Annotated in this window: 28 protein-coding genes and 1 tRNA gene; 13 read left to right on the top strand and 16 right to left on the bottom strand. The window is 36.4% G+C overall.

All coding sequences use genetic code 11. From position 1 onward, the window contains the following. Positions 1–82 precede the first annotated feature (82 nt). The 5 genes from SMAR_RS03480 to SMAR_RS03460 all read left to right on the top strand — a co-directional run bounded on the left by SMAR_RS03480 (position 83) and on the right by SMAR_RS03460 (position 3,914). Complete coding sequence (locus tag SMAR_RS03480; protein WP_011838975.1) at positions 83–496, top strand: HEPN domain-containing protein; 414 nt, start codon at positions 83–85, stop codon at positions 494–496. Then, positions 462–821: a nucleotidyltransferase domain-containing protein gene (locus tag SMAR_RS03475; RefSeq protein WP_148676738.1), complete on the top strand. Its 360-nt coding sequence runs from the start codon at positions 462–464 to the stop codon at positions 819–821. Before SMAR_RS03480 ends, SMAR_RS03475 begins: the two co-directional genes overlap by 35 nt. Before the next feature lie 170 nt (positions 822–991). Beyond that, positions 992–2,068 carry a hypothetical protein gene (locus tag SMAR_RS03470; RefSeq protein WP_011838974.1) on the top strand — a complete coding sequence of 359 codons (1,077 nt, stop codon included), beginning with the start codon at positions 992–994 and terminating at the stop codon, positions 2,066–2,068. 206 nt (positions 2,069–2,274) lie between these two features. Then, a complete protein-coding gene (locus SMAR_RS03465; protein ID WP_052833808.1) occupies positions 2,275–3,030 on the top strand; it encodes an SDR family NAD(P)-dependent oxidoreductase in 756 nt (251 codons plus the stop codon). 77 nt (positions 3,031–3,107) lie between these two features. Then, positions 3,108–3,914, top strand: a complete 807-nt coding sequence (locus SMAR_RS03460) for a class II glutamine amidotransferase (RefSeq protein ID WP_011838972.1) — start codon at positions 3,108–3,110, stop codon at positions 3,912–3,914. A gap of 175 nt (positions 3,915–4,089) precedes the next feature. Here the strand turns inward: SMAR_RS03460 and SMAR_RS03455 are convergent, their stop codons facing one another. From SMAR_RS03455 to SMAR_RS03415, 9 genes are all read right to left on the bottom strand, one after another. Continuing rightward, positions 4,090–5,946 carry a helicase-related protein gene (locus SMAR_RS03455; RefSeq protein WP_148676737.1) on the bottom strand — a complete coding sequence of 619 codons (1,857 nt, stop codon included), beginning with the start codon at positions 5,944–5,946 and terminating at the stop codon, positions 4,090–4,092. Between the two features lie 11 nt (positions 5,947–5,957). Next, positions 5,958–6,356, bottom strand: coding sequence for a DEAD/DEAH box helicase family protein (locus tag SMAR_RS03450; RefSeq protein ID WP_052833806.1), 399 nt, complete (start codon positions 6,354–6,356; stop codon positions 5,958–5,960). A gap of 197 nt (positions 6,357–6,553) precedes the next feature. Continuing rightward, the gene (locus SMAR_RS03445) at positions 6,554–7,003 is read right to left on the bottom strand and encodes a type II toxin-antitoxin system VapC family toxin (protein ID WP_011838971.1); all 450 of its coding nucleotides are present in this window, start codon (positions 7,001–7,003) and stop codon (positions 6,554–6,556) included. After that, positions 6,991–7,230, bottom strand: coding sequence for a type II toxin-antitoxin system VapB family antitoxin (gene vapB / locus SMAR_RS03440; RefSeq protein ID WP_011838970.1), 240 nt, complete (start codon positions 7,228–7,230; stop codon positions 6,991–6,993). Before vapB ends, SMAR_RS03445 begins: the two co-directional genes overlap by 13 nt. Positions 7,231–7,703: 473 nt before the next feature. Next, entirely contained in the window at positions 7,704–8,024 is a 321-nt protein-coding gene (locus tag SMAR_RS03435; RefSeq protein WP_011838969.1) for a nucleotidyltransferase domain-containing protein, read from the bottom strand. Then, complete coding sequence (locus SMAR_RS03430) at positions 8,008–8,394, bottom strand: HEPN domain-containing protein (protein WP_011838968.1); 387 nt, start codon at positions 8,392–8,394, stop codon at positions 8,008–8,010. Before SMAR_RS03430 ends, SMAR_RS03435 begins: the two co-directional genes overlap by 17 nt. A gap of 175 nt (positions 8,395–8,569) precedes the next feature. Continuing rightward, positions 8,570–9,742: an inorganic phosphate transporter gene (locus SMAR_RS03425; protein ID WP_011838967.1), complete on the bottom strand. Its 1,173-nt coding sequence runs from the start codon at positions 9,740–9,742 to the stop codon at positions 8,570–8,572. Between the two features lie 161 nt (positions 9,743–9,903). Next, positions 9,904–10,320 carry a hypothetical protein gene (locus SMAR_RS03420; protein WP_244372481.1) on the bottom strand — a complete coding sequence of 139 codons (417 nt, stop codon included), beginning with the start codon at positions 10,318–10,320 and terminating at the stop codon, positions 9,904–9,906. Between the two features lie 121 nt (positions 10,321–10,441). Then, the gene (locus SMAR_RS03415; RefSeq protein WP_148676856.1) at positions 10,442–12,319 is read right to left on the bottom strand and encodes an aldehyde ferredoxin oxidoreductase family protein; all 1,878 of its coding nucleotides are present in this window, start codon (positions 12,317–12,319) and stop codon (positions 10,442–10,444) included. Between the two features lie 217 nt (positions 12,320–12,536). Here SMAR_RS03415 and SMAR_RS03410 point away from each other — a divergent pair, with 217 nt between their 5' ends. The 5 genes from SMAR_RS03410 to SMAR_RS03390 all read left to right on the top strand — a co-directional run bounded on the left by SMAR_RS03410 (position 12,537) and on the right by SMAR_RS03390 (position 18,066). Continuing rightward, positions 12,537–13,661, top strand: a complete 1,125-nt coding sequence (locus tag SMAR_RS03410) for a tungsten cofactor oxidoreductase radical SAM maturase (protein WP_011838964.1) — start codon at positions 12,537–12,539, stop codon at positions 13,659–13,661. Continuing rightward, positions 13,658–13,939, top strand: a complete 282-nt coding sequence (locus SMAR_RS03405) for a MoaD/ThiS family protein (RefSeq protein WP_011838963.1) — start codon at positions 13,658–13,660, stop codon at positions 13,937–13,939. The genes SMAR_RS03410 and SMAR_RS03405 overlap by 4 nt, the downstream gene beginning before the upstream one ends. Before the next feature lie 70 nt (positions 13,940–14,009). Continuing rightward, positions 14,010–14,999, top strand: coding sequence for a DMT family transporter (locus SMAR_RS03400; protein WP_148676735.1), 990 nt, complete (start codon positions 14,010–14,012; stop codon positions 14,997–14,999). A gap of 122 nt (positions 15,000–15,121) precedes the next feature. Continuing rightward, the gene (locus SMAR_RS03395; protein ID WP_011838961.1) at positions 15,122–16,546 is read left to right on the top strand and encodes a B12-binding domain-containing radical SAM protein; all 1,425 of its coding nucleotides are present in this window, start codon (positions 15,122–15,124) and stop codon (positions 16,544–16,546) included. After that, positions 16,546–18,066, top strand: coding sequence for a radical SAM/SPASM domain-containing protein (locus tag SMAR_RS03390; protein ID WP_011838960.1), 1,521 nt, complete (start codon positions 16,546–16,548; stop codon positions 18,064–18,066). Before SMAR_RS03395 ends, SMAR_RS03390 begins: the two co-directional genes overlap by 1 nt. A gap of 109 nt (positions 18,067–18,175) precedes the next feature. On the opposite strand, the gene SMAR_RS03385 is transcribed toward SMAR_RS03390, so the two are convergent. The 3 genes from SMAR_RS03385 to SMAR_RS03380 are packed head-to-tail and all read right to left on the bottom strand — an operon-like array spanning position 18,176 to position 19,204. Next, on the bottom strand, positions 18,176–18,517 hold the full coding sequence (locus tag SMAR_RS03385) for a hypothetical protein (protein ID WP_011838959.1): 342 nt from the start codon (positions 18,515–18,517) through the stop codon (positions 18,176–18,178). Beyond that, the gene (locus tag SMAR_RS08725; RefSeq protein ID WP_425277385.1) at positions 18,444–18,689 is read right to left on the bottom strand and encodes a hypothetical protein; all 246 of its coding nucleotides are present in this window, start codon (positions 18,687–18,689) and stop codon (positions 18,444–18,446) included. The genes SMAR_RS03385 and SMAR_RS08725 overlap by 74 nt, the downstream gene beginning before the upstream one ends. Before the next feature lie 23 nt (positions 18,690–18,712). Next, positions 18,713–19,204, bottom strand: a complete 492-nt coding sequence (locus tag SMAR_RS03380; protein ID WP_011838958.1) for an ACR family transporter — start codon at positions 19,202–19,204, stop codon at positions 18,713–18,715. A 358-nt stretch (positions 19,205–19,562) separates the two neighbouring features. On the opposite strand from SMAR_RS03380, the gene SMAR_RS03375 reads away from it, so the two are divergent. Then, positions 19,563–20,291 (top strand): DUF6062 family protein, encoded by a 729-nt coding sequence (locus SMAR_RS03375; protein ID WP_052833803.1) that lies wholly within the window; start codon positions 19,563–19,565, stop codon positions 20,289–20,291. Between the two features lie 12 nt (positions 20,292–20,303). On the opposite strand, the gene SMAR_RS08720 is transcribed toward SMAR_RS03375, so the two are convergent. Together SMAR_RS08720 and SMAR_RS03370 are read right to left on the bottom strand one after the other, a co-directional pair. Further along, entirely contained in the window at positions 20,304–20,417 is a 114-nt protein-coding gene (locus tag SMAR_RS08720) for a hypothetical protein (RefSeq protein ID WP_169696936.1), read from the bottom strand. A 605-nt stretch (positions 20,418–21,022) separates the two neighbouring features. Then, positions 21,023–21,097 (bottom strand) — tRNA-Asp (locus SMAR_RS03370). A gap of 98 nt (positions 21,098–21,195) precedes the next feature. Between SMAR_RS03370 and SMAR_RS03365 the strand changes: the two genes are divergently transcribed. Beyond that, entirely contained in the window at positions 21,196–22,434 is a 1,239-nt protein-coding gene (locus tag SMAR_RS03365) for a cation:proton antiporter (protein WP_148676734.1), read from the top strand. A 10-nt stretch (positions 22,435–22,444) separates the two neighbouring features. Beyond that, complete coding sequence (locus tag SMAR_RS03360; RefSeq protein ID WP_011838955.1) at positions 22,445–23,761, top strand: ArsB/NhaD family transporter; 1,317 nt, start codon at positions 22,445–22,447, stop codon at positions 23,759–23,761. Positions 23,762–23,818: 57 nt separating this feature from the next. Here SMAR_RS03360 and SMAR_RS03355 read toward each other — a convergent pair whose 3' ends face one another. Together SMAR_RS03355 and SMAR_RS03350 are read right to left on the bottom strand one after the other, a co-directional pair. Further along, complete coding sequence (locus SMAR_RS03355) at positions 23,819–24,811, bottom strand: complex I subunit 1 family protein (protein WP_011838954.1); 993 nt, start codon at positions 24,809–24,811, stop codon at positions 23,819–23,821. A gap of 6 nt (positions 24,812–24,817) precedes the next feature. Further along, complete coding sequence (locus tag SMAR_RS03350; protein ID WP_011838953.1) at positions 24,818–25,168, bottom strand: hypothetical protein; 351 nt, start codon at positions 25,166–25,168, stop codon at positions 24,818–24,820. Between the last annotated feature and the right edge of the window lie 8 nt (positions 25,169–25,176).

Here is a 25,176-nt window from a genome sequence, read left to right as displayed (position 1 = left end):
TCATACTTTTTAAAGAATCACTATATAGATTGTTAAAAAATTATTAATAGTATTGTTTAAGACATAATTGGTGTAACTCTCTATGAGTATGGAATATGTTGATTTATTGCGAAGTCGTGCTAAAAGGTATTTGGAGTCAGCATTGAATAATTTATTGAGTAATAGATTTGATGTGGCAATTGTTGAAGCAGAGATAGCTTCTCAGCTTGCTTTGAAGGCTTTAATAGCCAAAATAGGTTTTGAACCTCCTAGAACGCATATGGTTAGGCAGTTATTCTCATTTATAATAGATAATAGGCTCTTGCCAGAAAATATGCTAAATATCATCAGGAACTATGTTAAAAAGAACCGTGAAAAACTAATAATCCTTGAAAGAGCTAGGATTGTGGGGCAGTATGGAGCATCAGATGTTGATCGTGATGAAGCAGAGATAGCAGTAAATACTGCTAGGGAGGTTCTCGGTGTTGTCGAAAAACTTTGGGAAATGGTTGTTTAAGAGGAGACAGCTGTTAAGGAATTGGAATAGCATAGCAAAATCCATTGCATATATTCTAAAAAAGGCTATGCCAGATATTATGGAAATATATGTTTTTGGCAGCGTTGTTGAGGGTAAGTTTACGGGTGCAAGTGATCTAGACTTATTAATAGTTATCCCTGAAAAATATGATGAATTAAAAACATATATATTATTAGCCAAAATACTAGAGGAGAAACTAGGAGAGATTGCATATATGATCGATCTACACATAATCAATAAAAATAAACTAACCAAACCACCCTATACCTGGTGGTTGAAAAAATCATATAAGCTAACTCTATGAAACACTAGTACTTAGAACAGAGTTCATTGTCAGAAAACATCTATACCTCCATCCCTAGCTAGTTCTCCATTAAAAACATGAATAATATCCAAAATAATGTGTCGATCATCTAGTACTCCTTAGATTAAGAATATTAGATAGTGTTTATAAAGAAGTAGTGGGGAGGAATATTGAGTAAAATTATCGTATTTGTTCTTGTTATTTTCCTCGCATCATTGTTTAGTGATATTGTTGCTTCTATAGATATTATTTCTTCCAATATTCTAAATAGTCAAAGTATTACTTCTACCGGTATCGGTTTTGATGCTGGTAGAGTTGTATTGAGTTTTTTGAGGAGTGTTATTGGGATCAATGTGGAGAATTCTAGTATTGTTTCTATTCATTCATCTACTCATACCATTCCTTTCTCTAAGCTTCATAGGGAGACTGATGTTAGAGTGGTGTTTGTTGTTAATGGTTCTCGGTATGATGCTGTTGTAACAATGATTGATGGGAGGATAAGGTCTTATTGGTTAAATGGAGTTTTTAATGAGAGCAACCTGTCTCTACATGATCACTTAGCTATTGCTTACAGGTTTCTCAAAGCATTCCAAAAATTCACTAATAACTCCTATTATGGCAGGTTTGCGGAAATGGTTATGAAGGCTATGAGTGAGAAGAAGCTTCTGCTCACAGATAATAATTTCATCTTGAACATTTCCCATAACCCCAATAACCATGTTGAGAACACAATCATCCACTTTTGTTTGAAGATGTGGGGCACTAAGCTCCCAATAGCAACAACGCTTGCCGTATCCAGTGATGGCTTGGTAACACGTCTCTTTGATACTTCAATGTTTTATGTTGCAACAACAAAGATCAGTATCTCCAAGGATCAAGCCATACAAATGGCTCTTCCATATGCTGAAGAATATGGTCGAGAACATGGTCAGAAAATAGTATCTATAAATGCTACGCTCAGGTTTGAGAGGGATATGGGAGGTGTTAGAGGAGATTGTTTCGCAGTATATCCTGTGTGGCAGGTATGGTTTACATATGATAAGATAAAGAACGATATTTTCGCATACTCTGTTACCATATGGGCGGATACCGGCGAAATATATGATAAAGGACCGCAGGGAGCCTACTTTCCCATATCAGAAGATACTAGTAACACAAACATGTTATGGAGCATAATAGCATTCATAATGGTAGCATCAATAACTATACCGGCCACAATCATGTATAGGAGTAAGAATAGAGGATAGTTCGTATTATAATGTTAGTATCATTACCATAAGATTCGACTTGATTATTATAATTTAACTATGTTTTCGAGGCTTAAAGGATATTCTAATTATTTATGAATTTTCCATAGTATAGCTTCTGGTGGAATAAGTGGTTATCATAAGAATATTGTTTAAATCAATTATGAGATTAATATATTTATGTAGTGGAATCATATTATGTGGAGATGATTGTGTTGAGTGAAAACTATGTATTAGTTACAGGTGGTGATCGGGGAATAGGGAGGGCTACTGTTCTCAAGTTTGCTAGTGAAGGATTCAATGTAGGATTTACTTATTATCGTAGGAGGGATGAGGCTGTTGAAACCGCTAAGCAAGCATCTGAGAAGGGAGTCGAGGTTTTCTATACACAAATGGATGTTAGTGATGAGAAAAGCGTTGCTAAAGCCTTAAATGAATTCTCCAACAAGTTTCCATATTTAAACGTGCTAGTAAATAATGCTGGGGTTTTTTCTATAAGCAGGTTCGAGGATACTTCTATTGAGGAATGGGAGCGTATAATCAAGATAAACTTAACTGGAGTATACTTGGTTACCAAGTATTCCCTCCCCCTGCTCAGGAAAGCTCCGTGGGCTTCAATAGTGAATGTTGCATCTGTAGCTGGTCAGACAGGAAACGTGTTTGCATCCGCAGCTTATTGTGCATCAAAGGCTGGAGTTATAGGGTTCACACGTAGACTAGCTGTTGAGCTAGCACCACATATAAGAGTTAATGCTGTAGCACCAAGTTTTGTTGAGACCGATATGGTGAAGGAATTCATAGATACTCCGGAAAAACGGAAGAGAGTTGCCGAGCTTCACCCCTTAAAAGACATAGCTAAACCCGAAGACATTGCTAACGCCATATACTTCCTTGCAACTAAAGAATCAAGATTCATTACTGGACAAATACTATCAATTAATGGAGGCCGCTTCACCTGCTAACCTCTATCATAATCTATAATTAGACAAATTATTTTTCCTATCATTATAATTTAGGATCCTAGATAATGGTGTTGGATATGTGTAGATTATTTGGCTTATATGCTAATAAACCTGTTGATGTAAGGTTTAGTTTTTACGAGACACCTGTGAAGAGTTTTGTTGAGCAATCTGTTTGGAACCCTGAAGGTTGGGGTATTGCTTGGTTTAACGGGGAGGAATGGAGGATCTATAAGGAGCCTAGAGCTCTATATAGTTCTGGGGAAGCTGAAAGGCTTATTGAGAAAGTTGTTCGTGGAAAAATAATTGTTTCACATGTTAGATTAGCCTCAGCTGGAAGGGTTAGGAGGGAGAATACTCATCCATGGCTATATAGAGGATGGGTTTTCGCACATAATGGAACAATTCATGGTCGGCGACGATTATTGAGGCTTCTCCATAGAGAATACCAAGACCTTGAAGGAGATACTGATTCTGAAGCATTATTTCACCTAATAATCCAGGAGACCGAGAACATGGGAGACCCTATAAAGGGTATTAGGAGCACTATTAAGAAGATAATTGATAAAGGTATTAGTTTCTCATCACTAAACTTTATCGCAAGTGACGGTAGAAAACTATATGCTCTAAGATACGCTACAACCAGTCTAGACTATTATACACTCTACTACCTAGAGAGACCAAGGGAAAAACTCGAACTAAGAAAGCTGTCTCGAGAAACACGGCAACTCATACTAATGAAGCTATTACATGGAGAAAAAGCAGTGATCGTGGCTTCAGAGAAAATAAGCGAAGAACCATACTGGAAACTAATACCGAATAAACACCTACTAGTAATAGATCGAGATCTTAATACGGAAACAATTCCTACCTATCCCAAGGGATAAGGAAGATTAGAATAAATGGGGATACAGTCTATTTTGAAACAGATAAACCTATAAAACTACCAGAAAATACAAGTTGCATATTAAAACTAGATATAAGAAAAGTATATGAAGACATAATTCTAAGTAGGAGGATAGAGTAGAAGATCAACTTATAGCTTCTCCTAAACAATTAATTTCAACCCTCATCCACCATTCCACTAATCTCCTCTTCAATGTACCAGTCAATGAATTTCCGAACAGCTTCATAACCTATTGCATACAGGTTTTCCTCAATTAATTCCTTAACGGCTTTATCCCCGTATAGTTTCTCGCTTAAATCATAGTAGTTTATTAGAGTATTTAACTCGATCCATATGTTGTTTAAGCTAAGAGATATTATTACTTGTGGTGAAAGACTCTTATTTTTCTGATTATACTTCCCCATATCCACCCATATATGGGGTTTTTCGAGAAGCTTACTCTTCACCATTCGGTCTAAATACTCTTCATGCTTTTTCCTTCTTCCACTAAGCTTATCAATTATATGATTGATATTATTGTATGGGAATGCTTCGGTGAATAATCTTAGGATTGATTTACGGTCAATTCTAAAGAATTTATCATGAGCATATTTCTTCCCACCAGATATATAGTCCTTGTAGAGTTTTTGAAGCCTTCTATTAATTATTTCTGCAACAGCTTCCACGTTGTAGATGTAAAATATTTTCCCCTCTCTAATAGCTTGGTTAAAGCTCTTGCTGAATGTGCTCTTATTAACAGTTTTATCGATTGGTTTAAAGATCTCCTTGACATCGTCTGAACGGATCATGTAGAAGGTGAGGATGGTGAAGATAGCTTCATCAAGATCCTCATCTGACTCTACCCGCATTCTCCATTCCAGAGCTTTTTTGATTTTATCCACGTATTCTTTTCGGCTCTTAACTAGGTTGAAAATATAGTTTAGTGGATCGCTGAGTTCTTGCCCGAAGGCTAGGAGGGTGTATGGGATGGATATGTTATGATAGATCTTGGAGAACCTGTTAATTATATCTAGCACTTTCTCACTAAGAGTTTTCTTCTCTATATTGATCACTACATAGCTGAGATCAACTCCTTCTCTAAAACAAAGATTCCATAAAGCTTCCTCTAAATCTCCGTACTCAATAGTTTTAGGTGTAAGTGTTATGATGAGATACTTTATTTTTTCCTGCCGTCTAGACCCTCTTATTAACCGTCCTATGCGTTGATAGAATCTGAGAGGGTTTTTCGGTGTATCCGTCATTATTAGCAGTCCTGCTTCTGGAATATCAATACCCTCCTCACCTACAAGAGTAGAGATTATAATGTCTATGTTTCCACTCTTAGCTTTATCCATTAACTTTCTCCTCTCCTCTCTCCTCATATCGCTTGTTAGAACAGCTACTCTGAGAGGTAGTGTTTTCCCATGCTGTATTATGGCTTTCTCAAACTCGTATGCGGTAGGTTTACGCGAGGTATATATTAGGATTGGTTTGAGCTTATTGTTCTCCCATGCATCATAAACTGTTAAGATATCTATTAGTGTTCTAGCTTTATGTGAATAACTTTTTGATCCACATAGGCTATCAAGATCATTGCTACGTATTATTTTACCCTTATCCAACGCTCTCTTATAGCTTTCGCAGAAAGCTTCTTTACCATAACGTGCGAGTGTTAGTTCTAGAAACTTTATTATCCTGGGTTCTCCGCTAATTAATGATCTGAACAGCTTCTCATACACTTTATTCTCAAGATCATTCATTTCAGAATCAAACATGTCTGCTATGGCTTTTGGAGGATTATAGCCCTGATCGATCTCCTTCAACTTTTTGAAATCATATGTTAACAGATATGGTTCACCAGTAATGCTCTCAACTCTAGGGTCCAACCTATATTTCTTATAACTTGGTAGTAGAGCTGTAAACCCAACTATAATGTCTGGTTTAAGATTCATTAATAGCTCTGAATAATACCTCCCCCCGAAAGCATGATGGACTTCATCAATGATCACCATTCTAAAATCTCTCCTAAACATTGAAACACATTTCAAAGCTGTTTGAGGAGTTGATATAATGATTTTTTACCCGGCTCTAAGAAACTACTACAATCCCCTTCATACTCTCTTCCCACAGCATCCCCAAACACTATCCTCCACAACCCACCTCCACTACTCCCGCTCGCTCCAGAATACATTTGATCACATAGAAACCTAGTAGGTTCTAAAACCAATATGCGGGGGACCCCACTCTCTAAACCATAAAATGCAGTAAACATCTCGACCAACGTCTTACCACTACCAGTAGGCATGGAAACAATGATAAACTTACATCCCTTTCTGACAGATTCAACTATTTCACTTGCTACAACTTCTTGATACTTTCTAAGAGTAAAACCCAGTTTCTCCTCAACAACATTATTAAAACGACTAAGTGGATCATTCATCATTAAGGTTGCACCACTCCTTCCCATCCCTCCCATAATAGATAATATAGAAATTGAATAAATATATTGAATGGTGAATGGTTAATGATATATTAAAAAGATATCTTGTCCAATATTATTAAACAAGGTAATAATTATTTTAAGAATTTAGTTGAAGCATTATTTATAGATTATTGTTAGAAAAGCTCGTGATTTTTGTATTATTTATATTTGTCTTCATATCTGTAATCCTTTATGTGTTTCAGCCTTGGCTCTTTGTTTTTAAGGTTTTTTAATAGTTTTTCATCTGCTGTATAAGTTATTGTTTTTAACTCGTAAGCTAGAACGATATAGTATGCATCATATATTGTTACATGGTTTTCTAAACTATATTTTAATGCTTTATCTAGGATTGTTCTCTCAATATTTATGAAGTTGATCCTTGATTCATGTAGGAGATGTATTATTTTAGATAGTTTTTCTCTGTCAAGGATTTTTCTAATATAATATTTTGTTAGGGCATTATATATTTCGAGAAGAGCATAGATGGGGGCAACCACTTCTATTCGCCCAAGGAGGTGGTTGTCCCTCATAAGTTTGGCGTATTCGCTGTATTCTTCGGGTATAAACCATTTTACTAAAACATTTGAGTCAGCAACTACTCGCTCCAACTCTTATCCCTATCCTCTCTAATGAAGCGTGCTGATAGATTACCTTCTACACGACCAATACTTTCCATAAGTTCATTAATCTCTCTTATAAGCCTCCTGCCACGCTCCTCTCTAACGCGTTTGATAAGATATTCGCGTATCTCCCTAGAATAATCAATACCAAGCCTCTTAAGCTCATCCCTAACCCACCTAGGAATCCTAATACCAATAACTACAGTATCCCCCATACGTTAACACCAACTACAAACATCCATTTGTAAACTAATAAAGTTAACTACAGTATCCCATATAGTTCATCAATATCCTTATATCTTCTCGACATGAATACAGTGTTTAAGCAGAGATAGTAAAATATTATATAGAGTTCGAAACAGAAGCATTTATGGATTTTACAATAACATATCAAGATACAAGATATATGTGAAGAAAAGTTTCCACAGGCTATGACAGCATTTAAAATCATAGGAGTGCTTTACTCTAAAATAATATAAATATAAAGATGTTTTAGCTACATCACTATATATTGTTACTTTTGTCGAGTAGTACCTTTATATGGTAGTAATATCATGTTGTATGAGTATAGTGAAGGTTACTAAGAAGCTAGCTGAAGGAATCGTTTAGACGCTTATAAGTGTACTATTAACCATATATGTTCACTATGGTGTTTATATAGAATATTAGTATATGGAAACTTCTGTGTTTAAATATTTACTAGTTCTTTTTCATTAATGAATTTTTTATACCATCTCTCATACATTTCCTGAGTAACTATGTGTAATTCTATTGGTGCATCTATTTCTCTATATACATTAACCATTATGTCGTATTTCTTATCGATTTTGTATGTTATTACTAAGATGTCTATATCGCTTGCTCCTGTAAATTTGCCTCGAACAACAGATCCAAAGACGTATATTTTGGCTTCTGGATCTATTTTTTTAATAATTTTTTTCACTTCTTCTGCTATGCGTCTATAATTTTTTAATTGATCATATATTTTATTTTCATATTTTCTCGACAATAGGTTTAAACACCTCTTCAACGAATCTTATAAGATCTTTTGATTCTTTCTCCTCATATGTTATTGGTAGATATCTTGATGCAATATATGCTTCTTCAAGTCTTGCTATGTAATGGAGATTTTTAATATCATCTACAAGCACTAGTATTTCTCTATTAAATTCTCCGAGTTCTCTGATCAGTCTTCTAAGTGAATGCGTTCTAGGATATGATCCTTTTTTAATAAGTAGTTGGTATTTTAAGATCAATTGACAATATTGTTCTAGGCAGAAAACAGCTAGGTCATATTCTCCCTCACTAATAAGTCTTTTAGCATTTCGTAGGAAAGCATATGCTCTCCTCTTAATAATATCTGCTTCCTCAAAAGACATTATATCACCTAAGTATTTCTCATATATGGGATTATGAGTTAGCTCATTATTTAACTAGTCAAATTGAGATAATTAATGATTGTTATCAAAGAGCAAAATTTTAGTGTTTTTCGCTTTGATACAATGCTGTTGTACAGGGTTAATTAATCATTCTAAGATTTTATATGCAGGAGAGCTAGATGAGTAGGCTGATTGTGAGTAAATAAGCTATGCTCATTGTTGCTGGAAGGGATATTAGCCATAGAGTAAAGATTCTAGCTAGTAGTTTTAGGTTAACGCTTCGTGTCCCCCTCGAGAATCCTACACCCATTACTCCTCCAACGATTGCCATTGATGTTGATACTGGTAGTCCTAGTCTTGAAGCGACTAACATAGTTAGTGTTGCTGACAATTGTGCTACGTAGGCTGTGGGGGGTGTTAGGGGAGAGATTTTTTCTCCAATGGTATCTATGATCTTCGATCCCCACATAATAATGCCTGCTGAGAGACCTATTGATGCTACGATAATTGCAATCCACATAGCTGTTAAGGATTCCTTGATTCCCAGAGCATATAGTATTGCTGCTAAGGGCCCAGCAGAGTTGGCTACATCGTTTGATCCGAAGGAGAAAGCCATAGCGGCAGCAACCATTATTAATAATATCCTGGATGCCTCATGCAGGGGCGAGCCTCCTTCAGCTATTCTTCTTTTCCAGTATAGATATACTATGATTGTTGCTAATGTGCCAATAATTATTGTTGTAATTGATGCGTAAACTATGCTTGATACACTAATAGTTTTTACCAATATAAGAATAGTAGGGGTTGTAGCTGTAATATATGATGCGGCTATTAGAGAGGTTTTTGCAAGTCTTTTCTCCCTGAATGAACGGCTGAATACTGGATACAATATATAAGCTATACCTGCTGCCGCAAATGGAACAATTAACCATGCAACCATGATCTTCAATACTGTTCCCCAGCTTATAAAGGAGGAACCAATTGATAAGCCAAAACCAATTATGCCACCAATTATTTCTACATGAACACTCATAGGCACCTTAAGATATGTACTGATCAATGTCCATACACCGGTTGCTAACAATACAGAGACCATTCCTTTAACAACATATGGTGCAGGCATATTGAGAGTGTTAACTATACCTCTCATCACAGTATCTGTTACGTATATTCCTAAACTAATGGATCCAGCGAAACTAGCTATTGTAGCTATCATTAATGCTTTCCTAACATCAAGTACTTTTGCACCAACAGCTGTTCCAATAGCGTTTGGTGCATTGTTCGATCCATTATTCCATGCAACGAAGAAAGCCGCTAAAACCCCTATAGTAAACCATAGTAGGTCCATTACTATTACCTACCCATACCTGTATATAGTATAACTACTTATACATACTCCTAAATAGCCGAATGTATTATTCACATAGATATGTTTTAGAAAGATATAAAGGTTTCCCCATGATCTTGGCTTGAAGAATACATGTATTTCGCAGTGAGAATCTAGAAAGCTTATAAAGAATTAAATACTTTATCTAAACGAATACTTGTTCTTAATAATTCTTTAAAATACATTATAGATTTTAATGCGTATCTATCAGCGTATTTCTCGTTTCCAAGATATTCTCTTCTCGAATTCCTCAAGTGATGATAATATTCGTGGAGAATTACAAATGGATTCCTATATTCTTCACTGCTTCGAAGACATATAGTTTTCTTAACAGGATCATAGCATCCTAAAGCTTTAGAATGCTTTTTAGGCAAACCTATTCTGATCCTGGGAGTTATTATCCTATAATATATTGAAAGCATTGATAAAGCTTTCTCAGCATCTCCTCTTACTATAAGGTATGTTGCATAAGCCCTAACAATTTCTTCAGAGATAAACCCGTTGCTTAACTTATGTGTTTCCATATTATTTTTACTCACTCTTAACTACCTTACCTAGGAGCCTCTCTTGTTCTTGAGAGAATTACTAATACTTTGGTAAATAATTATTTGGAAACAGTCTAATAGGATGATTTTAGTGGAAAAAAAATATTGTTTTTATTTAGCCGGGTAATAGGCCTTCTTCTTCTAATCTGTCCGCTACCCATTTAAGCCCTAGTTCTTCTAGTTTTGCTCTTGTTGGTCTTCCATCTATCCATCCTCTTAGCTTATAGTATTCGTCTAGCATCTCGTTTAGCCTGACAACATGTCCTTTTGCTGGTCCCTCCGGCATTGGTTCTTCTAGGAGTCTCTTTGGTAATGTATCATATTCTCTTCCATCACCAAAACTTAGCACGTTGAATGCTCTTTCAGCATTATATATTCTCTCACCGATCCTGTGTACTTCTTCCTTGGAGATATCCCAGCCTGTTACAGCACTTATTATTTCAGCATAGTCTTCGTCCCATATGGCGAAGCTGGAGAATTTACATACAACCATAGAGTCTATAACGGCGAAGACATCTTGGAACTCTTTAACTAGAGCTGGTTTACCCTTAGTTGAGAACCTATCCACTAGTGATGGGACTCCTAAAACTTCTGGAGATATCATGTAGGCTCTCAAGTGGCAGCCTCCACGATTGCTTGTAGCATATGCTAAACCATGACCCTGCGCTCCTCTCGGATCATATGCTGGAAGCTCTTGTTTACGAACACTCATTGATACTTCTGGTGCACCATATTTGTTTGCTAGCCTCCAAGAACCCTCAGCTAATTCATCACCTATACCGCTCCTATAAGCTGTCCTCCACACAAGCTCAACTATGGCCTCTGGAGAACCCCATTTAACATTTAGTCCGCGAAGCTTCTCTGGAGGGATCTTGCCCATCTCGACAAGCTCCATGAGTGTGCCGATAGTATGTCCCATACTTATAGTGTCGAGTCCTAGCTCGTTACATAGAAAATTAGCCTTGCTAATTGCTTCTAGATTATCTGTTCCCGTCTGTGCTCCGAACGCCCAGATTGTCTCGTATTCTGGGCCTCCTCCTTCACCGCTGAACGGGGAATTCTTTATCTTAGTATATCTTGCACAAGTAATTACACAGCCCCAGCATGATTCTTCAATGCTTTTCTTTTTGTCAAGATATTTCTCTGCAAGTGTTTCGCCACTGATTTTCTCTGCCCCCTCGAATACTCCTGTGCGGAAGTTTCTTGTTGGGAAGATACCTGCTTTATTGATAATGTTGACAAGTATAGCTGTTCCCAGCTTGGGTAATCCCTCTGAGGTGACAGGACTTTCACGATGTTTCTTAACCATTTTAGCGACTACTTCTTTAAACACTTCCTCTTTGGCAACTTTAGGCTTCATATGGCCTCGTACAGCTATTGCTTTAATCTTTTTACTACCCCATACAGCACCGTGTCCACCGCGTCCAGCAGCTCTGCTCTTGTCATTGATCAGTGCAGCGAATCTTACAAGGTTTTCTCCAGCGGGCCCTATAGCTAGAACCTTGATCTTCTTTGCTTCATCTCTACCAATCTCGGGTGCGAGTTCTTCTTGGATTATATCAGTGGTTGCATGCACATCTTTACCCCATAAATGAGTAGCGTCTCTGATCTCAACTTTGCCATCATGTATCCATAGATACACCGGTTTCTCACTAACATCCTCTAATATAACAGCATCAAACCCTGCAAACTTTAGTTCAGGGCCAAATTTTCCACCGCTCTGAGAATCATGTATTGTGTCTGTTAGCGGAGACTTAGTTACACTACACCATCTACCAGACTCTGGTACGCCTGCAACACCTGTTATCGGCCCTGTCATAACAAATGCTTTATTCCTTGGACCAAGGGGGTCAGCTTTTGGATCAATCTCTTTTAGTGCAAGGTAAACGCCTAATCCTCTTCCGCCGATCCAGCTTCTAAGAACAGTCTCTGGAGGTAATGGCTCAATATAGTATTTATTTCTCCATAAGTTGACACGCAGGATTCTACCCATATAACCGCCAAGCAATATGTACACCAGAACACATTTTTCCCACATAGTATTCTACCAACAGATTATTTATATAAGGATTTCTTAAATGAGCAGAATTCGACTTTTAATAGAAATGTTAGGAAATCCTAACATATTAAATTAAAATATATATTATGGGAAGTAAATAAAAATTCATAGATCAATAAGCCTCACTATTCCTCGGTGAATAATTTTGTTGATGGAAAAGAACTCTTCGTCGATCATCATTGGTGATTGGAATATATCCCTTGATGAAAAATCGCATCCTAAAGAGATAATGGTTGAGGTAACTACCAGATGCAATTATGACTGTATATACTGTTTTCGGAGAACAATTGTTGGCGAAGGCTTCCATGATATGGATAGAGATTTGTTCTACAAAATAATAGATGAAGCAGTTGAAATAGGTGTTTCTAAGATCAGTTTCTCTGGATGGGGGGAGCCCCTGATACATCCATATATTATTGATTTCTTATACTATGCTAAGTCTAAGGGACTTGAAATACTATTAAATACTAATGGTTATTTTCTCATAAAATATGTTGATTACATTGCTAGGATAGGAGTGGATGATATAATTGTGAGTATTGATGCTGCAGAAGATGATGTATATAAGCTTATTAGGCGTGGAGGAGACCTTGCTAGAGTTATTGAGGCTTTACTTATACTTAAAGATATGAAGATTAAGAAGAACATGTTCTATCCAAGAGTTAATATACAGTTCACTATTAACAGGTATAACTATAGAAATCTTCTCGCAACAACTAAACTAGCACACACCCTTGGAGCATCCAAGATAATTGTATCTAATGTTATACCGCTAAACCAGTACTATGAAGAAAACGTTTCATGCTACTCTGACCCTAAATGTCTCGAAGAAGTATCTAAGATCACGGAGGAATTAGCTAGAATAGAGCTTGAATATGGAGTGGAGATCAGTCTCCCTAACTTTAATAAAGCATATAGTGAAAGAATATGTCCTTTCATAAGTAAATATGCATTGTTTATTAGATATGATGGTGGAGTAGCTCCATGCATTTATTATGCGCATCACTGGAAAAACTATTTAGCTGGAGTACAGCGGGAAATAAAACCTGTAATTTTCGGATACGTAGGCAAGGAGAAATTAATAAATATATGGAGGAAACCAGAATATATAAGATTTAGAGCAATAACGTATTTCATGCATCAACCATCTTGTCTAGACTGTCCCCTACAACCATACTGTACAATTACGCTAACAAACGAATATGATTGTTGGGGGAACTCGCCAACATGTGCACACTGTCCATACTCAAGAGACATGACTAGGTGTCCATTATGAATAGATCTGTAAAAGTGAAAATAAAAGTATACATGACGCTCCCAGAAACCCTTGGATGGAAGGAGAAAATAATCGAGTTACCCAGAGATAAATCTACTTTTAGAGATTTACTAGATAAATTAGAAGATATTAAGAAGATCAAGGACGATTTGGAAAAGAAGGGTTGGAGACTTATAATTCTAGTTAATGGTAAACACATAGAGTTTCTGAATGGAATGGATACAGTATTGAATGATGGCGACGAAATCGCAATCTTTCCTCCCGCAGCAGGGGGATAGATAAGCTTTCTAGGTTCGGGAATGAATAAACATTGAAATCAAAAATAATAGAATACCATGGTATTTTACAATGACATCAATGTTAAATGCTCGATACTGGAATATATGCTACTATGTGGGAAGACATGGTTTGAAGTTCTCAATAGATAACTTATCTGAAAACTCTCCAATAAATATTAGTAGAATTGCTTTTTATGCATTAGTTTTTACCATAATATTTCTAAGTATATCTGTTGCATCAATACTTGTACTACTCTCTAAAGCATCAGCAGTAGCTTGTGCTTTTTGGAGAACGTTCTTATCAGCTATTATTTTATGGTTTATGAAGTTATTGTTGAATAGATCATGGATTGGTTTAAGAGACTATAAGGTTTTATCTCTCATTGTATTATCCGGTGTTTTTCTTGCTGCTCATTTTCTTTTTTGGATGGAATCTTTGTTTTTAGTGCCAGTTGCGGTTAGTACCACTATTGTTGTATCTTATCCATTGTTCTCACTAGTGGTTGACAAGATCATATATAATGAACGGATCTATAGAATCCAGTATATAGGATTAATCATGGGATTTATAGGTATAGCATTGTTTATGGAGCCAAGACTTATTGATGGATACAGTATATATGGTGTTATTCTGGCATTATTAGGTGCTGTCGCCGCCACGGGTTATTTCAGTATTGGTAGAAGAGTTAGAAAGATTGTTGATTTATTAGAATATACTACTATTGCATACTCTAGTGCAGCTATAACTTTGCTAATATATTCTCTAATCTCAGGTGCTAATTTGATACATTATGGTCTCAATAGCTATGTATACTTCTTTTTATTGGCAATAATTCCGATGCTTGGCGGACATACATTACTGAATTATGTTTTAAAATACATAAAAACAAGTTCTGCAACATCAATAGCCTTAGGGGAACCTGTTGGTGCATCAATATTAGCATATATTTTTCTTGGACAAATAATTACTACTATTCAAATATTCCTGATAATTCTAGTTTTATCCTCTATAATTCTAGTTTTATATCCTGATATAAGAAATGTCACAGAAGAGAAATAATATTACAGATTATAACTAAGATAATTATCGGAGATTCAATATTATGTTTGCTAATAAGTTATTCTGTGAAAGTTTTATTTTATCCTAAAAAAATAATATATTTTAGCTATCAGGTGATACTATTGAAAGTACTGTTAACTCTACCGCCAGAAGTACATAAGCTTGAAATATACAAGGTCACTGGTATGAGTGCTCCTCCTCTGGGCTTAGCATATATTGGTGCAGTTCTCGAAAATGCAGGTCATAAAGTAAAAATAATAGATTCTCCAACTCTCAAAATAAGTTTCCAAGACTGGATTAGCGAGGTTAAGTCTTGGGATCCCGATATTGTTGGTATATCTATGCTAACCCCTCTAGCACCTAAAGGATATGTTGCAGCTAAACTTGTAAAGGAGGAGTTGGGCAATGATGTAATAGTCATAGCTGGTGGTCCTCATCCAACATATATGTATGAGGAAGCACTTAGTAATAATATAGATATCGTTGTTAGAGGTGAGGGCGAATATACTACGTTAGAACTCGTTAATGCTATTGAGAAACACGGGTTAAACAAGAATGTTTTGAAGAATATAAAAGGTATAGCGTTTAGAGATTATTCCGGTAAAGTTGTTGTAACTCCTCCTAGACCATTTATACAAAACCTAGATGAGCTTCCATGGCCTGCGAGGCACCTGCTCCCAATGGATAAGTATACGCTTTTCAGTAAACCTATAAGGATAGCACATGTAATGGCTAGTAGAGGATGCCCATATGGATGCATATATTGTATAACAAGTTATTTCTGGGGACGCAGAATAAGGTTTAGATCAGCAAAGAATGTTGCTGATGAAGTAGAGTTCCTGGTGAACAAGTATAAAGCTAACCATATAGCGTTTAGCGATGACGACTTAGTTATTAATAAGAGATTCGTGCGTGAATTCATAGATGAGATTAAGAAGAGAGGACTGGATATAACGTTCTCATGTGGTTCCAGAGTTAACCATATAAATAAGGAGATCCTCAAAACCCTCTACGATAATGGTTGTACAGCACTATACTTCGGTGTAGAATCAGCTAGTCAGGAAACACTGGATCGTATAGGTAAGAGAATAACTCTCGAACAAGCTGAGAGAGTGTTTAAATGGGTTAAGGAGCTTAAAGGCTTCGCTCTAGGATCATTCATACTAGGATTTCCATGGGAAACAATTGATGATATGAAGAAAACAGTTGATTTCGCAATAAAACTTGATCCAGACTATGTACAGTTCACAGCATTAACACCATATCCCGGAACACCACTCTTTGAATATGCTAAAAAACATAATTTAATAGAGGATTGGAATTGGGAACACTATACCACTGTTAAACCCGTTATGAGAGGTTTCCACTTCACAAGGAAAGAACTTGGAAAGATGATCAAGTATGCTTATCGTAAATTCTATCTAAGATCAAAGTTTATCATAAGAGAGCTTAAAGCGGGTAGGCTTAAAGATCTCTCGGGTATTCTCATGAGAGAGATCTTTTCCTGGATGAGAGATAAAATCTATGAGTTCTTGAGGTGGAAATAATGAATAATGAATCACAAGATAATTCTAAATCTGATCAGAGAGGCGGTGTTGGAGCATTACTAGCAGGGCTTAGAACTCTCTTCGATAACCCTATATCAAGAGTATTCTTGAGAACAGCCACTATAGAGTCGGAGTGCAAGTACAATGGTAGAAAAGTTGCGGCGCCAATAATATATCATGCATTATCAATGTATGCAGGTGAACCAGTTAGTTCCTGTACAGTAACAGCTAGGTTTATTGGATCAATTGTTAACACTATTATGAAGCTTGGTATAAAACTGTTAAAGGGTAGAGAAGAGGAAGTTATTGAGGCATTAAAGGATCCAGCGCTTAGACGCGGGGTTTCACTAATCTTAAAGGGGCTGGGTCTTTACGGAGTAACTGTTCCCCAAGAACTTCCCGCACCATTCCTCATAGTATGGAACTTTACTAACATGTGTAACCTAAGATGTAAGCATTGTTATCAAAGAGCAGATAAGCCATTGCCCAATGAGCTCTCTTTGAAGGAGAAGCTTATGGTTGTTGATCAGCTTGATCGCGCTGGTGTTGCAGCAATAGCGTTGAGCGGTGGGGAACCCACTATTCATCCACATTTTCGCAGAATCCTATATGAGATAGCTTCGAGAGGAATGTATGCAGCTGTAGCAACTAATGGCTGGGTATTTGCTGATATAGAGAAGTTGAGGGAAGCGAAGAAGCTTGGGCTTAGATATGTAGAGGTATCAGTTGATAGTGCTGATCCTAAGAAGCATGATTGGTTTAGAGGTGTTCAAGGATCATGGGAGAGAGCTGTGAAGGCTTTAGAAAATGCTGTTAAGCTGGGCATAAACCATGCAATGGCTATAACTATTACTAAGATGAATATTAATGAAGTAGAGGATATACTTGATCTAGCTGAGTCCATAGGTGTTAAGAGAGTAGTGTTCTTCAATTTCGTGCCTGTTGGTAGAGGGAAGGATAATATATGGTTAGACCTTGATCCTTTGGAAAGAGAAGAATTTCTTAGAACAATATATAAGGAGATGAGCAGGCGTAAAATGGAGATTGTCAGCACAGCACCACAGTATGGAAGAGTATCTCTACAATTAAGTGGTGGCAGAGATGTTGCTCCAACACATTTCTATGTTGGAGAAGATCCTATAGTTAAAGCGGTTGCGGAATTTGTTGGCGGATGTGGTGCTGGGAGAATATATGCTGGTATACAGCCTGATGGAACACTTATACCCTGTGTATTCCTTCCCATACCAGTAGGGAATCTGCGTGAGAGAACATTCTGGGATCTATGGATTAATGCTCCTCTCTTCAAATTATTAAGGGATAGATCTAAGCTTCAAGGAGCATGTGCTGTGTGTCCGTATAAAAACATATGTGGAGGATGCAGAGCAAGAGCATATGCATACTTCAACGATCCCATGGCACCTGATCCTGGCTGTCTCTATAACATTAAATACTGGAATAAACTAATAGAAGAAAACAAGACAGCCTCAAGGATTAAGATACAAGTAAAAAAGAAACATTAAGAAAAATAATGTGGACTTTTATACGGTTCTCATCAACATTTTTATTCTATCTTATTTTTGATTGTGTATCTATGATCGCTGATTATATAACGTGTTTTTATGTGATTAATTAAATCTTGGTGATGCCTGTTTTTGGAATTATGCGTGTTTCTTTCTCTATTGTTTCGAACAGGTTCTTTATTTTGTCACTGTATCTTAGATATGTTATTAGTATAGGTGTTTGAAAGATCGCCCTTATTGCTGGGTATACAGCCATGAATTGTCCTGTTTTTCCAAAGACTGATATTGGTATTGCTATTGTTATTGATACGTTTTTGCTTGCTGTAGTGAATACTACTGCTTGGTGATGCCCGTATTCGAGTTTGAACAGGTTCTTGTTAAGTATTATGAGCATGAAGATTGTTGTTCCATAGAATAATATAGCTATGGGTGATAGTAATAATATATCCATATTGTGCTATTACAAGTTTCGCTTTGGAGGCGAAGATTAGGTATAGAAGAATATAGAGACCTGTCAGCGTTATTGTTGAGAAGTATGGTTTTAGTTCAATGAATTTTTTGATACCATGTTTTTTCTCAATAATTTCTCTAGTTAATATGCCAAGTATTAGTGGCGTAATCAAGACTAATAGGAGATTTTTAATAATTAAGCCCGGTGAGACTTGGAGAGGGGGGTTCCTGAAGCGAAATAGTATCCTGCTATTGGATACACTATTAATGATAGAATAAATGCTAGTGCTACTATTGTTGCTCCTGCTAATATGTCTCCGCCCGATAATCCGAGATAGCCCAGGCCCATGCTGGATGCTGGGGCAATAGATAAGAGTAGTAGTGATATTTTCATATAGATCGAGACAGGAACTATTGTTGTCAATAAGAACATTAAACCTGGCGCTATTAGGAAGTTAAGTATCATTGCTTCTACTAATGGCTTTACTGTGCTTTTAATCTTCTTGATATTGTTAAGTGATAAGTTAACCACCATTGGATAAATCATTATGAATACTGCTGGGATAATAAGTCCAGATAATTTTGATAGGTTAAGATAATATCCTGTAACCAATCCCGAGGCTATTGCTAGAGTTGAATGCAGTGGGATATTGTTGGCTAAGTTCTTCTGTACATTTCTTATATTCATTTTGCTCACCCAATCTTATGTTCATATGCTTATAATTTTCATCATATATGTGCATATGCATACTTACTAATAAACTTTTCATGTAACTTATGTGCATAAGTTTATAGAGAAACAACTAACTAGCCATGGATTAAATACAGTCCTAAAAGAAACAATATATAAACATCTATGACCAGCCAACTTATTTACATAGCCATATTTGCTTAAAAAATTCACCCCTCTATAGATTTATTATTTGTTTTGTTTCATAGGTGATGATTTTTAGGAGTTTTATGATAGATTGCTTAATTTTATATTGTTATTAGTTAAAAAATAAATAGTATAGGGGTTTTGGATGGGCTTTGTGGTGTGATGAATAGTGTTGTTTGGGAAGAAGGAGAAAAGGAATCCTAGGGATTTATTCTATGTGGAGTTATCATCTAGTCTTGAAAAGCCTGGTTGCCCTATTTGTGGTATTGTTGAGAAGGTTGAATACGATCTGATATTTGATATTCTATATGAACATGTAAATGATCCTGATACAAGGAGTAAGTTTAGGGAGAGTTTGGGGTTGTGTGGTTATCATGCATGGCTTTTGTACAAGTATTCATACGGAGATCCCCTTATAGGTGAGCCTGGTCCTGCTATTATTTATCAGGATATGCTTGAGACATATTATGAGATGCTTGAGAAGAAAGGCATAGTTAACCCTGCCAAGTTTTCTGGGAAGTGTTTTCTATGCAAGGATCTAGTGGAGTATAATCGTATTTTTGTTGAGAAGTTTGCGGAGAAAATTATTGAGACCGATCTTCTCCAAGAATACGAGGCTAACACCTATAGTATTTTATGTATGCATCATTTTAGAGACGTATATATGGAGTTGTTGAAGAAGAGAAAAGATCTTGCTGAGAAACTCAGGGAAATACAGCTACATAAGATTAGCAAGCTCTTAGACATAATGAAGAAGTTTATAAATAAATTCGATTATAGAGTAAAAGAGCAACCCACAAGTATCGAGGCAACATCTACAAAGCTAGCAATCCAAGCCTTAAAAGGAACCCCTACCACAACACGCATCTACAACTGCAAAACAAACCCAAACACCTAATTAACACAAAAACTAACTCAGCTCAAACAAAATCAACTTCCCCAAATGCTCAATGAGCCTTCTACCCTTATTTGTTAACCTAATAATTGTCCTGGGAGGTATAGCTCTTATTCGCTCTCGCTCCACTAAGCCTAGAGACTCTAATGTTTTAATCAATGTATATATTTGAGGCCTATTCTAACTCAAAATCTCGACTAACCTGCTCATACTAACCTCTCTGTCCTTACCAATAACAGGTGAAGCCTTAAACAATAACCTAACATGTTCAACAAACGTAACCGGCATAAACCCCAATACCTCCTGAATAATATACGTAAAAATAAAAATTAGAAAATGAACGAAGCCGAAATAAAACTTTCTCAGAGAGTTCCCCCTTCTCAACAAATAGATGAAATTAAGACATTGATAAGGAAACTATTTGCAACACCACTAGCATACTTACATCAAAAGGGGTCAAGATAGGAGTATGACGAGCTATATGCTTAGCTACTCGGCTTCAACATAGGTGATGCATCTATTGACAGAAAATATTTTCATATGAAGAGAATTAGATTGGAATTAAGCTGTATAACCACGATCTTATGCTTCATAGTTGCTACATTAGAATTCATTAGGCAACCTATTCTTTTACGGTACTAAATAATCTAAACCTACTCATTATTAACAATAAAATAATCATAGTATCAAGAAAATGATACATAAGTCTTTCAAAAATAATAGAGAATTGATAGCGCCCCCGCCGGGATTTGAACCCGGGTCACGGGCTCGACAGGCCCGCATACTAGGCCGGGCTATACTACGGGGGCTTTTCTGTGTTTTTATTGTTTTTGTTTTTGGGTTTTTATGTTTTATGGGTGTTGTTTTTATTGTTTCTATATTATATTTTTATTTTAGGTGGTGTTTTGTGGAGGGTTTTATTGATCTTGTTTTGGCTTTGTTTTTGGCTTTCAGTATTGGTCGTTTGTTAGAGGAGGGTTTTTCTCGTTTGGGTGTTCCTTCTGTTTTGGGTGATTTGAGTGTCGGTATTGTTTTTGGTGCTAGTTTATTGGGTTGGTATCCTGTTAATGATGTTGTCAAGGCTTTTTCTGTTTTTGGCGTGTTTTTGCTTTTATTTTATGCTGGGCTTGAGACTAGGTATTCTGAGTTTATGCGTAGTTTGCCTGTTTATGGTATTATTACGTTGGGCGAGGTATTAGCTGCTTTCAGTCTTGGATACATTATAGGTATCTCGTTTGGTTATCCTCCTAAATCCGCTTATTTTGTTGGAACAGTTCTCGTAGCTACTAGTGTTAGCGTATCTGTTAAGTCTCTCGTTGAGATAAAAAAGCTTCATACCTTGGAAGGATACACTGTTATGGGGATAGCTGTCTTAGATGATTTAGCAGCGCTCATAACAATTGTTGTGGGTGCATCCCTAGTAAAAACAGGCACTATTAATTTCGAAACAGTATCCGAGATATTATTAATAGCTATATCTGCATGGCTCATAATCGTAGTACTCCTACACAGATATGGAAGCTACATATCTAGACTAGCCAGCCACCTACACACAGATGAATCCATCCTAGTCTCCATTTTAGCAACGGTACTTGGATTAACACTGTTATCACAATACATCAACTTATCACCACTAGTAATAGCATACGCTGCAGGACTAGGATTCTCAGAGGCATGGGGCTCAAAAGTAGCAGCTGAAAAAGTTAGGTTACTAGCAGTACTATTTTCACCACTATTCTTCATAACAACTACTGCAGAAATAGACTTGAAAACAGCAATCGTACCACAATACATACCATTCTATACAACAATGATCATAGCAGCCTTCATAGGCAAATTACTAGGGGGTGGTCTGACATCTTTCCTAGTAGGCTACCCAGCATGGGCCTCGTTCAGGATAGGAGTAGGATTGTTTCCAAGAGCAGAATTCTGCATCATAGCAGCATACATGGGCTATACATACCATGTTATTGGAGCAGATGTATATTTAGCAGCACTACTAATAATAGTAGCAACCAACTTTTTAACTCCGCCAATACTAAAATATGTTTACTCGCATGGACCACAATATGATCCATTAAAATTTAAGCCTAAAATAGTATTAGTCATGGAGAAATTAATGAGAAAAACAACGAAGACAAGGTGAACATATATAAGTGTATAGCATACTAGTATTATTACTGCTCACATTAATGATTATATTGGTAGCGATAGGTAAACCCGGCAGAGAATATATCGGATTAATATTGATAATAACACTTCTAGTAACAAGGACGATAAGCATCAAAGAATTCGTATCATATGTGAACTGGGATGTTCTAGGCTTAATTATTGGAATGAGCATGTTCTCAATACTTCTAGAAGAATCAGGAATCATAGAATTAGTCTCAACACACATACTTAGAAAAACAATGTCTCCCCAAAACATATTATTCCTACTAACTCTAACAGCAGGGCTCATAAGTATAGCATTAGAAAACGTTACAGTAGTATTATTATTTGCACCAATAGCATTCAATATAGCGAGAAAACTTGGAATAAACCCAACATACATGATCATAGGTATAGCTCTAGCATCAAATATGGCTGGTTCAGCAACAATGATTGGGGATCCACCAGCAATAATAGTAGCGGGCCACTATGATTTATCGTTCACAGACTTCATAATACACAATGGTAAACCATCCATGTTCTTTATAACACTTATACCAATGATAATATCAACATATATATACACTATTTTATCGACACACGAGATAGTAGAGCCAAGAACCAATATAAACCAAACAAACAAAAACAACTGGGAAAAACCAAACAATATTATAAAAGACAAATTCTTCCTAGTAGAAGCACTAGTATTCCTATCAATAAAAATAACATTACTCAGCATTAGAGAAATAATAAAACTCCCACTAACGCTCATAGCAGTAATCGGTGTAGGAGGATTAATAGCAACAAGAATACTTCTACACCAAGACACTGAATCAGCAAAGAAAAGTATAAGAGAAGGATTTGACTGGAAACTCCTCGTATTTCTAATAGGAGTATTTGCTCTCAGCGGCGCATTTGCCAAACATGGGTTGGCAAATAAATTTGCAGAGGCATTGCTTGAAATCAGTGGAGAAAACATATTCATAATAACAGGTATACTCATATGGTTATCGGTAGTATTTTCAGCAGTAATAGATAATACACCATACGTAACCACAATGATTCCAGTAATAGATAATATTGCTGAAAACCTAGGTGTAGAACCACTAAGAATCGCGTGGGCACTCCTACTAGGAGCAACACTGGGGGGCGGAATAACATATATTGGGGCATCAGCAAACCTAGTAGCAGTTAGACTACTAGAAAACAAGGGCTACAAAATCACATTCACAGACTTCATAAAGAAAAGCCTACCATTCAACATATCCAACCTACTAATAGGATGGCTACTATACATTATTTTTTGGATAGTATGGTTCTAAACATGAAACGAATACAATATTTTATTCTATAGAATGAATTAAAAAGAACTATACTACCTATATTAACAACGCTATAATTAGTGCAGCAATAGCAAGTATTAATGGGTATTTCCATAGAAACCTAACTCCTTGAGCAGGTGTAAACCTTGGCATAACATTGTCTATTACAGATAATAATATGAATACCACTATGAACTTAGCAAAGATCACTAATAAGCCTCCTAAATAATTTGTTGAGATATCAATAGGCCATGAACCACCTAGGAATAGCAAAACATATATTATTGGAATAACTATTCTCTCAGCAAATAATATAAAGAATGCTAATGCAAGCCTAGGCCCACCATACTCTGTGAATACACCCCAATATATTTCGCCCTCAGCTTCTGGAAAATCGAAAGGTTTAATCTCCAATATCCCCATCATTGCGAGAAAACCTGCGATCGCCGCAATTAGCATCGCTATAAAGGAGAATACATTACTGGTCCATAACTGATAAGATATTAGTGATGATCCATACAAACTATATTCTATGCTCGGATCTATTTTTGAAGCAATAATTACTGGTACCAAGAAACTACTAACATAAGCAGGCTCAGCACTAACCAGCAAAGCCATATACCTGCCAACACCAAGACTCGTATATGGGTTAGGCGTCGCTAATCCTAGAAACATTATTGATAAACTAGTCCATAAAGCCAAGTAGAAGAATACTATGATATCAAATGGTGCGTGAACAGGATCATATGCTAACGGTGTCATCAATGTTAGTGCAGTTATTGCACCAACACCTAGAGCAGCAACAATAACGGGAGCTATCTTCGCCGAATACCTCGATACAACATCTTCCTTAAGCAACAACTTCATGAAATCAGCAAATGGTTGTAATAAACCAAATGGTCCAACATATGTTGGTCCCCTCCTATACTGTACTCTACCAGTAACCTTTCTATAGATCCACTGTGTGAATATTATCATTATTATTATGAATAATAAACCGGGATACAATAGAGATTGTAAAATATAGTTACCTAGATCTACCCACATCATCTATGATCACCCATAAACATATGCTAGAACAATAATTATTAATAACAATACAAGCATCCATGCAAACCAATTATTTAAAATACTGGTTCCACCACCCTCCTCAATAATCCTAGAGAGTTTTGGAAGAGACCTTTTAACAATATCGGTGAACACGCGTGAGACGGGAGCAGACAAAGTCTCCTCCAAATATTCTTGTCCACACATCACAACTTCTTCTTTTAACCTACTCGGGCTCCTCAACTTCTCCCAAAAAATTTTGCCTAACAATCTATAGAAGATCAAATATACAACCGTTCCATTCAGAACAGCTAATCCCGTCACCAATAAAGTTGCCATATATATATCTAGCTCATTCATTCACACTC

Origin of the sequence: Staphylothermus marinus F1, from assembly GCF_000015945.1 — an archaeon.
Taxonomy (GTDB): domain Archaea; phylum Thermoproteota; class Thermoprotei_A; order Sulfolobales; family Desulfurococcaceae; genus Staphylothermus; species Staphylothermus marinus.
Note: the sequence above shows the minus strand (reverse complement) of the source record. Positions and strands in the feature narration are given on the sequence as shown.